The 13,453-nt window shown below is 44.6% G+C and carries 14 protein-coding genes; 6 read left to right on the top strand and 8 right to left on the bottom strand.

All coding sequences use genetic code 11. From position 1 onward, the window contains the following. Positions 1-37 precede the first annotated feature (37 nt). Positions 38-976, top strand: coding sequence for a DMT family transporter (locus DKT73_RS00200; RefSeq protein ID WP_111636609.1), 939 nt, complete (start codon positions 38-40; stop codon positions 974-976). Positions 977-1,050: 74 nt separating this feature from the next. On the opposite strand, the gene DKT73_RS00195 is transcribed toward DKT73_RS00200, so the two are convergent. From DKT73_RS00195 to nagB, 6 genes are all read right to left on the bottom strand, one after another. Beyond that, on the bottom strand, positions 1,051-1,623 hold the full coding sequence (locus tag DKT73_RS00195) for a fasciclin domain-containing protein (RefSeq protein WP_111636608.1): 573 nt from the start codon (positions 1,621-1,623) through the stop codon (positions 1,051-1,053). 104 nt (positions 1,624-1,727) lie between these two features. Then, complete coding sequence (gene msrB, locus DKT73_RS00190) at positions 1,728-2,216, bottom strand: peptide-methionine (R)-S-oxide reductase MsrB (protein WP_111636607.1); 489 nt, start codon at positions 2,214-2,216, stop codon at positions 1,728-1,730. A gap of 214 nt (positions 2,217-2,430) precedes the next feature. Continuing rightward, complete coding sequence (locus DKT73_RS00185) at positions 2,431-2,640, bottom strand: cold-shock protein (RefSeq protein ID WP_111636606.1); 210 nt, start codon at positions 2,638-2,640, stop codon at positions 2,431-2,433. Positions 2,641-2,857: 217 nt separating this feature from the next. After that, on the bottom strand, positions 2,858-4,009 hold the full coding sequence (gene nagA / locus DKT73_RS00180; protein ID WP_111636605.1) for an N-acetylglucosamine-6-phosphate deacetylase: 1,152 nt from the start codon (positions 4,007-4,009) through the stop codon (positions 2,858-2,860). Then, the gene (locus DKT73_RS00175; RefSeq protein WP_111636604.1) at positions 4,006-4,887 is read right to left on the bottom strand and encodes a glucosamine kinase nucleotide-binding domain-containing protein; all 882 of its coding nucleotides are present in this window, start codon (positions 4,885-4,887) and stop codon (positions 4,006-4,008) included. The genes nagA and DKT73_RS00175 overlap by 4 nt, the downstream gene beginning before the upstream one ends. Continuing rightward, the gene (gene nagB, locus DKT73_RS00170) at positions 4,884-5,684 is read right to left on the bottom strand and encodes a glucosamine-6-phosphate deaminase (protein WP_111636603.1); all 801 of its coding nucleotides are present in this window, start codon (positions 5,682-5,684) and stop codon (positions 4,884-4,886) included. The genes DKT73_RS00175 and nagB overlap by 4 nt, the downstream gene beginning before the upstream one ends. A 223-nt stretch (positions 5,685-5,907) precedes the next feature. Between nagB and DKT73_RS00165 the strand changes: the two genes are divergently transcribed. The 5 genes from DKT73_RS00165 to DKT73_RS00145 all read left to right on the top strand — a co-directional run bounded on the left by DKT73_RS00165 (position 5,908) and on the right by DKT73_RS00145 (position 11,081). Beyond that, entirely contained in the window at positions 5,908-7,203 is a 1,296-nt protein-coding gene (locus tag DKT73_RS00165; protein ID WP_111636602.1) for an ABC transporter substrate-binding protein, read from the top strand. Between the two features lie 101 nt (positions 7,204-7,304). Continuing rightward, the gene (locus DKT73_RS00160; protein ID WP_111636601.1) at positions 7,305-8,240 is read left to right on the top strand and encodes a carbohydrate ABC transporter permease; all 936 of its coding nucleotides are present in this window, start codon (positions 7,305-7,307) and stop codon (positions 8,238-8,240) included. 10 nt (positions 8,241-8,250) lie between these two features. Continuing rightward, positions 8,251-9,114 (top strand): carbohydrate ABC transporter permease, encoded by an 864-nt coding sequence (locus tag DKT73_RS00155; RefSeq protein ID WP_111636600.1) that lies wholly within the window; start codon positions 8,251-8,253, stop codon positions 9,112-9,114. 34 nt (positions 9,115-9,148) lie between these two features. Further along, entirely contained in the window at positions 9,149-10,264 is a 1,116-nt protein-coding gene (locus DKT73_RS00150) for an ABC transporter ATP-binding protein (RefSeq protein ID WP_111636599.1), read from the top strand. Positions 10,265-10,325: 61 nt separating this feature from the next. After that, complete coding sequence (locus tag DKT73_RS00145) at positions 10,326-11,081, top strand: GntR family transcriptional regulator (protein ID WP_111636598.1); 756 nt, start codon at positions 10,326-10,328, stop codon at positions 11,079-11,081. 96 nt (positions 11,082-11,177) lie between these two features. On the opposite strand, the gene DKT73_RS00140 is transcribed toward DKT73_RS00145, so the two are convergent. Together DKT73_RS00140 and DKT73_RS00135 are read right to left on the bottom strand one after the other, a co-directional pair. Beyond that, positions 11,178-12,497, bottom strand: a complete 1,320-nt coding sequence (locus tag DKT73_RS00140) for a DUF3422 family protein (RefSeq protein WP_111636597.1) — start codon at positions 12,495-12,497, stop codon at positions 11,178-11,180. Between the two features lie 26 nt (positions 12,498-12,523). Further along, a complete protein-coding gene (locus DKT73_RS00135; protein WP_111636596.1) occupies positions 12,524-13,450 on the bottom strand; it encodes a GGDEF domain-containing response regulator in 927 nt (308 codons plus the stop codon). Positions 13,451-13,453: the final 3 nt, after the last annotated feature.

The raw sequence follows: 13,453 nt of genomic DNA, 5'->3' as shown, positions 1-13,453 counted from the left end.
CTTTCTCACATCACTCACCCATATTTTCGAGAAAAACATGCAATCAAAAACACTTAACACCCCCTTCATCCTGTCAAAATTTCCCATGGCAGAATTATCCCTTTTGTTGACCGCTTTTTTTTGGGGAACAAGCTATGGCATTACAAAAGAGGCCTTACTTTACACAGGTGTACTGGCCTTTATCGTGATTCGCTTTGGTTTAACATCGCTCATACTCGCTCCCATTTTTATCAAAGAGCTGCGCAAAGGATTAATAAAAGATTGGAAATTTGCTGTGCCAACAGGCGGCATTTTATTGTGCATTTTCCTTGCGGAAATCTATGGTGTCTTTCACACCACAGCCTCAAAAGCCGCTTTTTTAATTAGTCTATGTGTACTTATTACTCCCTTTGTCGAAGCCATCACAGAGCGAAAGCTACCCAGCGCGAACATTGTCATGTTTGCCTTACTGTCATTGGTCGGCGTCTTCTTATTGACCACTCAAAACACAAATTCAAACGCTTTTGACTTTCTGTCTTTAGAGCTCAACAAGGGTGACGGCTGTATTTTACTCGCCGCGTTTTTGCGCGCCTGCATGGTCGTCACCACCAAAACGCTATTGAAAGGAAAAACACTCTCAGCACTCAGTACGACCAGCATTCAAGCTAATGTCGTTACCCTTGGTGCTTTATTGATTTTTTTAAGCAATGACCATTCGATAGAGCAACTCTTTCCAGCTAATATGACTTTTTGGCTGGCGGCCTTTTATCTCGCACTCTTCTGCACTGTCTTTGCCTTGTTTGCACAAAACTTCGGTGTCAAACACACTAGCCCATCACGAGTCGCCCTGCTCACAGGGTCAGAACCCGCCTTTGGCGCTTTATTTGCGTATTTCTGGTTAGGGGAATCGCTGAATACAGTACAAATGATTGGCGGAGGTTGCATTTTAATCGCAAGCATCATGGCTTCTAGGAAAAGTAGACACACTCAACTCTGAAAAAACTTGGTCTCTATCCAGCTAGAGACCAAGCAGGTGGTTGTACCACGTAATCATTGTTGGCGTTCTGGCGCTTATTGCTTAGGTAAAAGTACCGCATCAACCACATGAATAACGCCATTGGATTGTTTAACATCGGCAATGGTCACGTGGGCAACACGACCATTTTCGTCTTCAAGCATAATTTTATCGCCCATGTAAGTCGCCATTAATGTGCATCCACCGACAGTAGGCACTGGGTGTTTGCCCTTGTCATCATCAATCATCGTTTTGATCGCGCCAGATAAAGCATCGGCTTTTACGACATGACAGGCTAACACCTTCGCCAAGGCCGCTTTGTTTTCTGGTTTTAGAAGAGTCGACACGGCACCTTCTGGCAACTTATCAAACGCTGCATTCGTTGGTGCAAAGACGGTAAAAGGACCAGGGCCTTGCAATGTTTCAACTAAACCGGCTGCTTTTACCGCCGCAACGAGGGTGGTATGGTCTTTTGAGTTCACCGCATTTTCTATGATATTTTTGCTCGCATACATAGGAGCACCACCAACCATTGGATTGGTATTTTCATCGGCACTCTTCATACCTCCAGCAGAACAACCAGCAAGGGTCATGATTGTCGCAGCAGAAACAAGACTTAATAATTTCATTGTTATTCTCCAGTCTGATTGTCCATAACAATGCGTCATGGTTATAAAAAGATACGGTGTGGATTCAAAAAGGTTTCAGGTTTAAAAAAAATTAACCATAAAATTTAAGTCGGTTGGAACACGAGAGAAACACCATTTAAACAATGACGCAGTCCCGTTGGTGCTGGACCATCTTCGAAAATATGCCCAAGATGACTACCACAACGACGACAGTGCACTTCGGTGCGTGTCATGAAGAAACCATTGTCTTCTTTTGTGCCAATGGCATTAGGCAAACTATCGTAAAAACTTGGCCAACCCGTACCACTTTCATATTTAGTCTGACTAGGATACAAGGGGAGATCGCAGCCTTTACAGTGATAAACCCCTGCCCGCTTTTCATTTAATAAAGCGCTTGACCCTGCTCGCTCTGTCTTTTCTTCTCTCATCACTTGATATTCAAAATCGCTTAATCTTGCTTGCCACTCTTTCTTGGTACGAACCACTTCAAAGGTTGAGTCAGACGCCAGCGCCATGCTCGAAACAGATACATTAAATGTTTTTGCAACGCCAACTAGGCAGGCCGCTTGAAGCAGAAAATATCGACGATTCATACATTACTCCTTACACAGTGATGCATTGAGTGTCACAACGACACACTTTATGTCTCTTTAGAAATACGTAACAACAGTAGGAAAAGTTTCAGATATTTTAGGTTAGGAAAATGGAGGACGAGCGAAGGTGAGGTCATGAAGCTTGGGTTGAAAAATATAAAAAAAGGGCAAGCTCCGAAGAACTTACCCTTTTTTAAATATGCTTAGTAGCTAATTAAAGTACTGTAATATTTTCTGCTTGAGGACCTTTTTGGCCAGCAGTCACAACGAATTCTACTTGTTGGCCTTCAGCCAATGTTTTGAATCCAGAGCTTACAATAGCGCTAAAATGTGCGAACACATCTGGGCCAGACGCTTGCTCGATGAAACCAAAACCTTTTGTTTCGTTGAACCACTTAACGGTTCCTTTTACTGTATTAGACATAAATATTTTCCTGAAGTTTGGATAGTCTTGTTAAAGACCGATTTTGCAAAAAAAATAGACTGGTACTTAGAAACTTTCAGGACGAGGATTTTATGAATAAAACAACGTATTGCAGAGTTAATAATTATAGACTTCTTTCTAGCTGGAGAGGTCATACTATAGGCATCACACTCAGATAGATAGCTTTATTTCCATTTACTTGAAAATAGACAGCCACCTACCCCCACACTTTTTGTCCATCGATCCAGGTTGCGGTGACAAAAAAATCAGTATTAAGTGCCACTATGCTCGCTCTATATCCCGCTTTAATACGACCAAATTCTTGGTCTATGCCTAAAAACTCAGCTGGCCTTAAAGACGCCATCTGTAAAGCTTCCGTGGATGTTCGGCCGATTAAATTAATCGTATTACGTACAGCGGTTGCCATATCCAAATCCGAACCCGCTAGCGTGCCGTCTTCGGTGGTGACTTTGCCTTCGCTACGCAGCACCTTTTTACCCAAGAAAGGCATTTCTTTTGCTTCTGAACCCACACTCTGAATGGCATCGGTGACTAAAAGCATATGCTCACAGCCTTTTGCAGCAACAGCGACTCGCATACTGGCAGGATGAACATGGTGGCCATCGGCGATTAATCCGCACCAGGTTGGTTTATCCGTTTGCAATGCTGCCCCCACCACACCAGGCTCACGACTGACTAAGGGTGTCATAGCATTAAACAAATGCGTAAAACCACGCGCGCCACTCTCTACCGCTCGTCTCGCTTGATCATAGCTTGCCGCAGAATGACCAATGCAGACAATCACGCCTTGCGACACTAGCCATTCGATAAAGCCTTCTGGCACTTGCTCTGGCGCCAAAGTCACCATAAGTTTGCCACTACGACTCACTTCTAATAGCGTGGCAAGCTTACCTTCTGTGGGTTTGCGCAATTTAGATTCATTATGAACGCCTTTGCGGATGGGATTAAGATAAGGGCCTTCATAATGCATGCCTAAAATCCCCGCCATAGTTTGTTCCAGCGCTTGGCAAACCGCATGATGAGCTTGCGACATGATCTCATAATCATCCGATATCAATGTCGGCATCATGGCCACAGTACCGAATTGAGCATGCACCGCCACCATGCGCGCCAATGTTTCAATCGTTGGCGTGTGGTTAAACAAGGCACCACCACCGCCATTTACGTGCACATCGATAAAACCAGGCGCCAATACATCAAAAATCTCCATTTCCCCATTAAGGGGCATGGCTGCCGACTTAACAGATTCAATCATCTGTCCTTTCCATATAACCTGTTGGTTCGTTAGCCATTGCTCGCCATCGAACAGACGTTTTGCAAAAACGCTTAACACTTCCTGATCCATCATATTGCCTTTCTCCCTATTTGCGCTTTGGCCATCAAAATGGCCCCCGCCATAGCATCACCTTGTGGTTGACAAAAGTAGGCCGAAAAACGTTCCGGCAAATAGGTCAGAATGGCCTCCGACACGCCGCCCACTAACACTATTTTCTGCGCACCTTTCGCTATCAAAGCGTCTAAATATTGGCTTACCCATTCCACTTGCTGCTGGATAATTTTCAGGGCTATAGGGTCTTTTTGTTGGGCGAATTGAAACACTTGCACAGCAAAAGCCCCGTATTCTTTGGGTAATGGCGAACGATTTTGATACAAAACATACGCTTCTGCTGACAACGAAAATTCAGCGTTAATACTGTCCGTAAAAGGCGTCGACGGCGAAATCCCATCCAGTGCAGCCAGTGAATATTCTAGTGCAGATAGGCCAATACGCGCTCCGCTACCTTGATCCGATAGCGGAAAGCCCCAACCACCGACAATACTGAATCTTTCATTTTGATACACCACACCGCAACTGCCCGTGCCCAATATCAATAACGCCCCTTCTTCACCGTTAAACGCGCCCAGACACGCAGCGTGCGCATCGGTTAATAAGTATCGCTGCCCAAATGGAGACTTTTGAGCAATCACCAGTTCTTGCTCTAATGGCTGATTGGCTCCTGCTAATCCAAGACCTAGCGTGATTTTCGAATACATTTCACGAGGAACATTGCCTTGGTGACAGGCTTCTAGACAAGCGTTAATAATGTTTTGCCATGCCGCTTCAATTCCGATTCTTGGATTGCCCGAACCACCGACGGCTTCGCCCAAGACATTGTCATTAGAGTCCACCAAACGAGCGCGACAAAAAGTGCCGCCACCATCAATACCAATGTATAAACCACTCATATCAAACTTCCCTCGTGCAATTGCTGGCGTTTCAACTCGCACCATTGGTAGTACTCTTTTAACGCTAACAAACTAGCCGCCTCTTCATCCAATACGATGGTTGCCGCTTCGTGCAGCTGCAGTGCCGACGCAGGACACATTGCAGAGATCGGCCCTTCGATCATGGCTTTTACCGCTTCCGCTTTGGCTTTTCCTGTGGCCATTAACAACACCGCTCGGCTGTCCAAAATAGTACCAATACCCATGGTTAGAGCTAACTCAGGTTGATATTCTCCAGCTTTAAAAAAACGCTTATTCGCAGCAACCGTTGATTCTGACAAGGTTTTAATACGCGTTCGTGACGCAAAGCTGGAAGTTGGCTCGTTAAAACCGATGTGACCATTTAAGCCAATACCTAAAATTTGCAGATCTATTCCCCCAGCTTGTTGAATACTCGCTTCATAGTCTTGGGCACTTTTCTTTAACACCGCAACCTCTTTGCTCTGCGCCAATGGAACATGCGTGTTTGTCGGCATGATATCAATCGCATTAAACAAATGTTGATTCATAAAGGTGCGATAACTCTGCTCATGGGAATCGGCAATACCAATGTATTCATCCAAATTAAAACTGACCGTTTGACGAAACGATACTTGCCTAGAGTGATGACGCGCTACGAGCTCCTCATACAAAGCAATGGGCGTCGACCCCGTCGCCAACCCTAAAACTGGATTCTTTTTGGTATTAATCACATCAACAACACGATCGGCCGCATAGACAGCAACATCATGAGCAGACGAGAGAATGATTACTTGCATAGGAACCCTCTTTCCCAATCAGAACAAAATAAGAAACCAATATAGAACCAATTAAAGCCCAATGCGCATTTATTTTCCACAAAATTGTCATATTTATTTGCTTGATAGAATAATTGGTGCTAATTTTCAAAACTCAGCAATACCTAAAAAATACCAATAGTACGTTAAAAACTAATAAAAAAGCACCTAAAGCACAATTGGAAATCACAAACGGAGAGTCACCATGTTCAATGTTCATTCCGCTCCACTTGAAAGCAAAACAGCCATAAACACAGCCTTAAAGTTAACCTGTCTGGCCACCATACTGATGAGCAGTACAGGCACCATTCAAGCAGCCAGCACCTTGTCTATTGAAAGCTGGCGCAGTGACGATGCGAACATCTGGTCTGATGTTATCATTCCAGCTTTTAACAAAAGCCACCCTGATACAAAAGTAAACTTCGCCCCCACCCCACCAACAGAATACAATTCTGCGTTGCAAGCAAAATTAAAAGCTGGCTCCGCAGGCGACCTCATCACTTGTCGTCCATTCGATACAGCATTAGATCTTTATAAAGACGGCTATCTTGCCAACTTAAATGACCTAGAAGGTCTAAAGCAATTTTCTGATGTAGCAAAAAGCGCATGGGTGACAGACGACGGTAAAGACCAATTCTGTATGCCGGTCGCCTCGGTCATTCACGGCTTTGTTTACAACAAAGAAATATTCAAAGAACTGAATCTGTCTGTACCAAAAACACGGGCGGAATTCTTCAAAACCCTTGATACCATCAAATCAGAAAGTCGTTACACCCCGTTAGCTATGGGAACGGCTGATCAATGGGAAGCCGCAACAATGGGATTCCAAAATATCGGTCCAAATTATTGGGAAGGCGAACAAGGCCGTAAGGCGTTATTAAGCGGTGCAGCAAAGCTAACCGACAAAGCGTATGTGGATACCTGGACAGAGCTTGCCCAATGGAAACCGTATTTAGGCCGAGGTTTTGAAGCACAAAAATATTCCGATTCACAAAATCTTTTCACTTTAGGTCGTGCCGCAATTTACCCTGCAGGCTCTTGGGACATTCAAACGTTCAACAATCAAGCCGATTTTGAATTTGGTGCTTTTCCACCTCCAGTAGCGAAAGCGGGTGACACTTGCTACATCAGTGACCACACCGACATGGGTATTGGCATCAATGCAAACGCTACCAACAAAGAAGCCGCAAAAGTCTTCTTAAATTGGATGGCCAGCAAAGAATTCGCCACACTTTACGCCAATGAAGTACCAGGCTTTTTCCCCTTGTCAGATCATCAAATCGACATCAAAGACCCCGTGGCACAAGAGTTTATGAGCTGGCGTCAGCAGTGCGAATCGACCATTCGTAACTCATATCAAATCCTGTCTCGTGGTACGCCAAATCTAGAAAGCCAGCTTTGGAATGTGAGCGCCCAAGTAATCAATGGCACCATGACGCCAGAGCAAGCCGCCAAAGAAACACAGGATGGCTTAGAACAATGGTACAAACCTCAGCAATAAGTTAAACCCTAGCCCTCCCCTTCAAAAACACAAGGGGAGGGAACGCCCTCCTCTAGTAAGAGGTTGGGAGGGTTAAGATTAATAACCATTTGAGATGAACCATGACTCCATCCAACCAACATGACGAAAAGAAACCCTTCCCATGGCACGTGGTATTTTTCCTTGGGCCGGGATTGCTTATTTACGTTGTTTTCAGTGTTTACCCTTTGCTCGATACGCTTGTATTAAGCCTTTATAACGAGCAACAAGGGCAAAGTCACTTTGTCGGTCTGCAAAATTTCATTACCTTGATAACTGACGATACTTGGTCACAGGCTTTTTGGAACGCGCTCGGCAATAACTTCCAATTTTTCGCCATTCATATGCTGGTGCAAAACCCCATTGGTCTGCTTTTAGCCGTGTTATTAAGCTCACCAAAGCTGCGTTTGTCTGGTACTTATCGCACACTCATTTTTATGCCAACCATGCTTTCTGTGGTGATCATAGGTTTCGTTTGGCAGTTGCTATTAAGTCCTATCTGGGGCATTTCTGAAGACTTTCTTTACAGCATTGGCCTTGGTCAGTACTTCGACGCTTGGCTGGGCAAAGAAAGCAGCGCACTGATCACTTTAGCTTTTATATCAGTCTGGCAGTTTGTCGGCATTCCAATGATGTTGATTTATGCCACCTTACTCAATATTCCAGACGATATTGTCGATGCCAGTGTGGTGGATGGTGCCAATTCATTGCAAACATTTTGGCACATTAAATTGCCATTGATTTTACCCACCATCGCTATGGTATCGATTTTGACCTTTGTGGCAAATTTCAACGCATTTGAACTGATATATGCGGTAAAGGGCGCCCTTGCAGGCCCTAATTTCTCGACTGATTTAATGGGCACTTTCTTCTACCGAACCTTCTTTGGCTTCCAACTTCAGCAAGGCAGCGCTTCCATGGGAGCAGCGGTGGCGACCTTGATGTTTTTAATCATTTTGGTGGGCGTTATGTTGTTCCTGTTCTTTATTCAACGTCGCATTCAGCGATTCCAATTTTAAGGAGGTTATAATGAAACTATTTAGTCGTCTTATGCCTTCCTCTGGAATGAGGCAAGTACCCAAAAGTGTCACCGTGCACGCTGTGTTATTGGCCTATACCGTGATTGCTCTTTTTCCGATTATTGTCGTTGTGATCAACGCCTTTAAAGAACGTCGTGCCATTTTCCGCGATCCACTCGGCTTACCAGACAGTGATTCCTTTACCTTAATGGGTTTTGAACAAGTATTACTCAGATCAGATTTTGGATTGTATTCATGGAACAGCTTGGTCGTCACTATTTTGGCAGTCGGGTTGGTGCTTTTACTTGGCGCTATGGCCGCTTGGGCTCTGACAGAATACAAATTTAAGGGCAACTTGCTAATTACCTTTTTGTTTGCCATGGGCATCATGATTCCAATACGTCTTGGCACGGTGAGTATTTTGAGCCTAATGGTGAGCTTAGATCTGGTCAATACACTGACCGCACTGGTGCTGGTATATATAGCCCAAGGCTTGCCCCTCGCTGTGTACATATTATCGGAGTTTGTACGCACGATTCCCAAAGAGCTGACCGAAGCGGCACGTTGCGATTCCGTGAGCGAATATAAGATTTTCTTTTGTATCATTTTACCGCTACTGAAACCTGCGATGGCGACCGTTGCGGTATTCACCATGATTCCAATTTGGAACGATTTATGGTTCCCGCTGATACTCGCTCCGGGTGAAGAAACACGCACTATTACCCTTGGCGTACAGCAATTTGTGGGGCAATACGTCACGGATTGGAACTCGGTATTGTCAGCGTTAACCTTGGCAATCGTTCCTGTACTGATCCTATACACCATTTTTTCAAGACAATTGATCCGCGGCTTAACCAGCGGAGCGGTCAAGTAATCGTTGATATCGTTGACCGTTGGAGGTTTATTTCATGGCTAGTGTAAAACTGAACAATATTAAAAAACGCTTTGGCGATGTGGATGTGCTGCATGGCATTGACCTTGATATCAAAGACGGTGAGTTTGTCGTGCTGATTGGCGAATCCGGCTGCGGTAAATCCACCCTATTACGCTTGCTGTCTGGGCTGGAAGACATCACCGAAGGCGACTTGTACATCGATGACGAGCGAGTCAATGGGCGCTCACCAGCCAAACGCGGCATTGCTATGGTGTTTCAGTCTTATGCCTTGTACCCACATATGAATGTATTCAAAAATATGGCTTTTGGCTTGAAGATTTCAGGCAAAGACAAAGCTTTTGTAAACAACAAAGTGATAGAAGCCGCAAAGAAATTAAAGATTGATCATCTCTTGGAGCGATTGCCGAGGGAGTTATCGGGTGGTCAGCGTCAACGTGTCGCCATCGGCCGTGCTATTGTACGCGATCCAAAGGTCTTTTTATTCGATGAACCTTTATCTAACTTAGACGCCTCGCTGCGGGTACAAACTCGTGTCGAACTGGGTAAACTTCATCAGGAACTAAAAGCCACCGTAGTCTATGTGACTCACGATCAAGTCGAAGCCATGACCTTAGGCGATAAAATCGTTGTGATGAATAAAGGTCGTGTCGAACAAGTTGGTGCACCTTTAGATTTATATCATCATCCAAAAACACAGTTTGTTGCAGGCTTTATTGGTTCACCCAAAATGAACTTTTTAGCCGCAAAAGTCAGTCATCCCGACCCAGAAAACACGCAACTTGTGCTAGAATCCGGCCGCGTCATTCACGCCTCAGTCGATACATCATCGTTGAATAAGGGCGATATAGTGCAACTAGGCTTACGCCCAGAGCATATGGCTCTCAACTGTGATAGCAACATCGTTACAGGCAAAGTGACTCTGGTTGAGCACCTTGGTGAGTTATCCTATTTATATGTCGATATTGATCAAGAAGGTGAACTCGTATTGAAAGTAGATGGCGATAATCAGCACCAAGCAGGTGATCTCATCACCTTTGGGATACAAGCCAATCACTTGTATCTATTTGATCACCAAGGGAAAGCGTTAACGAGAGTCAACGCCCATACGTCAGCGGCCATCCCCCTTTAACGCTGGCATACCTAGCCCTAAAAAAAGACGACGGGACCCCTTCCCATTCAGGACAGGAACTATGAACCAAAATCGGGTTAATGCGTTATTTGGCAAGGCCGAAGCATTGAGAGAAAAAGGCATTCCTCTCTATGTGCAGTTGAAAAAAGCCATTTTAGCGTCTATTTCTGCAGGCCGAGTTCACGGTGGCGACACACTGCCACCGGAACGAGATCTTGCCAAATACCTTGATGTTTCAAGGGTAACGGTTCGACGAGCCATTGATGAATTGGTAAAAGAAGATGTACTGACACAACGTCAAGGTGCAGGCACCTTTGTCAGTGAGCGGGTTGAACAACCACTCAACCACTTGCGCAGCTTTACCGAAGTCATGCAAGCTCGCGGCAAAACGATTACCTCTAAATGGCTGGATCGCTCTTTGGGTATGCCTCATGCGGATGAATGCAAAGCACTGGGCCTTTCAGCTGAGCAAGAGGTCGTTCGGTTTTATCGTTTGCGTTACGCGGATGGAAAACCAATGGCGTTGGAGCTGGCAACCATTCCAAGCCATTACATTTTGAACCCGTTTGCGATGGAAGGATCACTGTACGATTTGTTAGAGCAGCAAGGCTGTCGCCCAGTACGGGCCTTTCAGCGTTTACGCGCTATTAGCATAGACGGGCAAAGAGCAAGCTTATTGGATATCCCAGAACTCAGTGCGGTGCTCTATATTGAACGTACCGCAGTGACCCAAGATGGGACGCTTATCGAGTTTACGCGCTCATGGTTCCCTGGGGATTCTTACGACTTCGTTGCCGAGATTCATAATACGGTTTGATAAAGATCTTAAAAAATCTCTAATCACAAAAAAAAGCTTTCTACGGTAACAATAGAAAGCTTTTTTTATGTGTGTTTGAAAAAAATAAAACAACGACTACTTTTCTTCTTTGGCCTTAGCCAGCAACAAAAAGCGCTTATGTATTTTTCGCGTCGCCAACCATACACTTCCGACAACAATAGGCACTGACAAACCAATCACCAGGCTTTTATCAAAGTTCACACCTTTGTCATACACAGCTTCAATCAAAAACTTCAACAAGCCCACGCTGTAATAACTGATCGCAGCAACGGATAAGCCTTCGACGGTATGTTGCATGGCAAGTTGAATTTTCGAACGGCGATCCATTGATGTCAACAATTGTTGATTCTGTGACTGGATGGACATTTCCACTTGTGTACGCATCATGTCTGACACTCTATCAATACGCATAGAAAGGCTTTCTAAGTGGTTTCCGGTGCTATTACAGGTTCGTACAGCTGGCGTTAATCTACGCGTCATAAATTCAGTAATAGTTAAATGACCAGACACTTCGTCTTCTTTTAACTCATTCAGGCGCTTTAGAACCAATTCATGATAGGCTCTTGTGGCACTGAACCGAAAAGAAGTTTTTGCTCGTGTCGCTTCTACCCAAGCTGCCATGTCAATAAGCTCGCTCAACAGGGCTTGCTCATCAAGCGGCTCCGTCGCATCAGACAAGCTGGCGGTGGTTTGTGCCAGTTTTTCATCCATAACAACGAGTTCTGCGTTGTATTTACGCGCCATCGGTAAGGCTAATAACGCCATCAGACGGTAGGTTTCTATCTCAACGACACGCTGAACCATTCGACCTAATTGACTATCACTCATGCCTTTGTTGTAAATCAAAAAGCGCCCACAACCATCACTGTGCAATTGAAACGTTGTCCAAACCTGCGCATCGCCATTCTGAGGACGACTGCCCACCAAACGCATACCTTCGAAATGACTTTTAACAAGAGTAAGATCAGGTTCAGGAATCGTTCGAGCATCTTCAACAGAAACATGAAAAGCAGCAATGGTAGTACCTGGCATACTTGATAACCACTCAAGCGGCAAATAAGCCAAAGCATTTTGATCAAAAAAACCTAGCTGCGCATCCACTTCAGTGCGGATGACCATATAAGAGATAAATTCAAGATGCTTGTCACGACGAACCTTAAAAGGACCAAAATCGACTTCAAAACAGGCACTATCCTGTTCTGGTGGGGTGCCATTAAAATGGTCGTAGAGCGAACAAAAATGCTCGAACTCATCCTGTTTTTGATCTGGCCTAACAATAACTGCTAGATAACTTATTCTGGCTGGACTGGGCAAAACTTGAAAGGGGCGGGAATGCAACTCAGCATAGAGCGCATCACGCAACGGGTGCATATCTAACCCGTAGGAGTTATTCATTCTACTTTACCGATATCTTGTTATGATCATTTAGCAACAATAGGTAGATCACAGGGTAATTTCCATAATATTTTATTTTTACCACTTTTCTTAGCCACACCGAGCATCTCATCGGCCATGTTAAAAAAATCGTCGATATCGCATTTTGTTGTGGGCACTTTTGTCGCCCCCCCAACACTCACCGTCACTTTGCCACTGAATTCTTCATGGCTATACACTAAATTTAGTGATTCAACATCTTGCATACAATAACGCGCAATTTCTATAGACGCTTCTTGCGAATAGCCTGGCAAAACAATAACAAACTCCTCACCACCATATCGCGCGACCAACCCTTTATCGGCCACTTGATTCGCCAACACGGCAGCAACTTGCTTTAATACTGTGTCACCAGTGGCATGACCATAACAATCGTTGTACTGTTTAAAGTTATCAATATCTATTACCAGCAAAGAAATACAGCGATGGTTATGGATGGCGTTTTGCCATTCGTCCGCGATGACATCTTGATATTTTCGACGATTAGCCAGAGCCGTTAACGGGTCAATATTCGCTAATTCTTCTAGTAGTTTTCGCTGTTTAACTAGCTCTAAATGCAACCGCACTCTGGCTTGCACGATATTGGTGTGAAGCGGCTTTTGAATATAATCACTTGCGCCCATCAAGAGCGCTTTTTCCTCATGACTCGCATCGTTCAAGGCAGTGATAAAAATGACCGGTATGGCGCTGGTTTGTACATTGTGACGAAGGCGACTCATGGTCTCAAAACCATCCATCTCTGGCATGACGACGTCTAATAAAATCAAATCAGGTTGATACTCAATGGCCTTTCTAATTCCTTGCTCACCACTTTTGGCCATTATGATATGGACATCATCGTTAAGCATGTCGCCAATTATCTTAAGATTGATTTTTTCATCATCAATGACTAAAACTCTTTGTTCTTTTGCCATCGC

The organism is Marinomonas shanghaiensis, from assembly GCF_003259175.1.
GTDB lineage: Bacteria > Pseudomonadota > Gammaproteobacteria > Pseudomonadales > Marinomonadaceae > Marinomonas > Marinomonas shanghaiensis.
Note: the sequence above shows the minus strand (reverse complement) of the source record. Positions and strands in the feature narration are given on the sequence as shown.

Bases quoted from the DNA above. Each gene is read 5' to 3' on its own strand.
- DKT73_RS00200 (WP_111636609.1), top strand. From the start codon at position 38: ATGCAATCAAAAACACTTAACACCCCCTTCATCCTGTCAAAATTTCCC.
- DKT73_RS00155 (WP_111636600.1), top strand. From the start codon at position 8,251: ATGAAACTATTTAGTCGTCTTATGCCTTCCTCTGGAATGAGGCAAGTA.
- nagB (WP_111636603.1), bottom strand. From the start codon at position 5,684: ATGCAAGTAATCATTCTCTCGTCTGCTCATGATGTTGCTGTCTATGCG.
- DKT73_RS00135 (WP_111636596.1), bottom strand. From the start codon at position 13,450: ATGGCAAAAGAACAAAGAGTTTTAGTCATTGATGATGAAAAAATCAAT.
- msrB (WP_111636607.1), bottom strand. From the start codon at position 2,216: ATGAATCGTCGATATTTTCTGCTTCAAGCGGCCTGCCTAGTTGGCGTT.
- DKT73_RS00175 (WP_111636604.1), bottom strand. From the start codon at position 4,887: ATGAGTGGTTTATACATTGGTATTGATGGTGGCGGCACTTTTTGTCGC.
- DKT73_RS00185 (WP_111636606.1), bottom strand. From the start codon at position 2,640: ATGTCTAATACAGTAAAAGGAACCGTTAAGTGGTTCAACGAAACAAAA.
- DKT73_RS00160 (WP_111636601.1), top strand. From the start codon at position 7,305: ATGACTCCATCCAACCAACATGACGAAAAGAAACCCTTCCCATGGCAC.
- DKT73_RS00195 (WP_111636608.1), bottom strand. From the start codon at position 1,623: ATGAAATTATTAAGTCTTGTTTCTGCTGCGACAATCATGACCCTTGCT.
- DKT73_RS00165 (WP_111636602.1), top strand. From the start codon at position 5,908: ATGTTCAATGTTCATTCCGCTCCACTTGAAAGCAAAACAGCCATAAAC.
- nagA (WP_111636605.1), bottom strand. From the start codon at position 4,009: ATGATGGATCAGGAAGTGTTAAGCGTTTTTGCAAAACGTCTGTTCGAT.
- DKT73_RS00150 (WP_111636599.1), top strand. From the start codon at position 9,149: ATGGCTAGTGTAAAACTGAACAATATTAAAAAACGCTTTGGCGATGTG.
- DKT73_RS00140 (WP_111636597.1), bottom strand. From the start codon at position 12,497: ATGAATAACTCCTACGGGTTAGATATGCACCCGTTGCGTGATGCGCTC.
- DKT73_RS00145 (WP_111636598.1), top strand. From the start codon at position 10,326: ATGAACCAAAATCGGGTTAATGCGTTATTTGGCAAGGCCGAAGCATTG.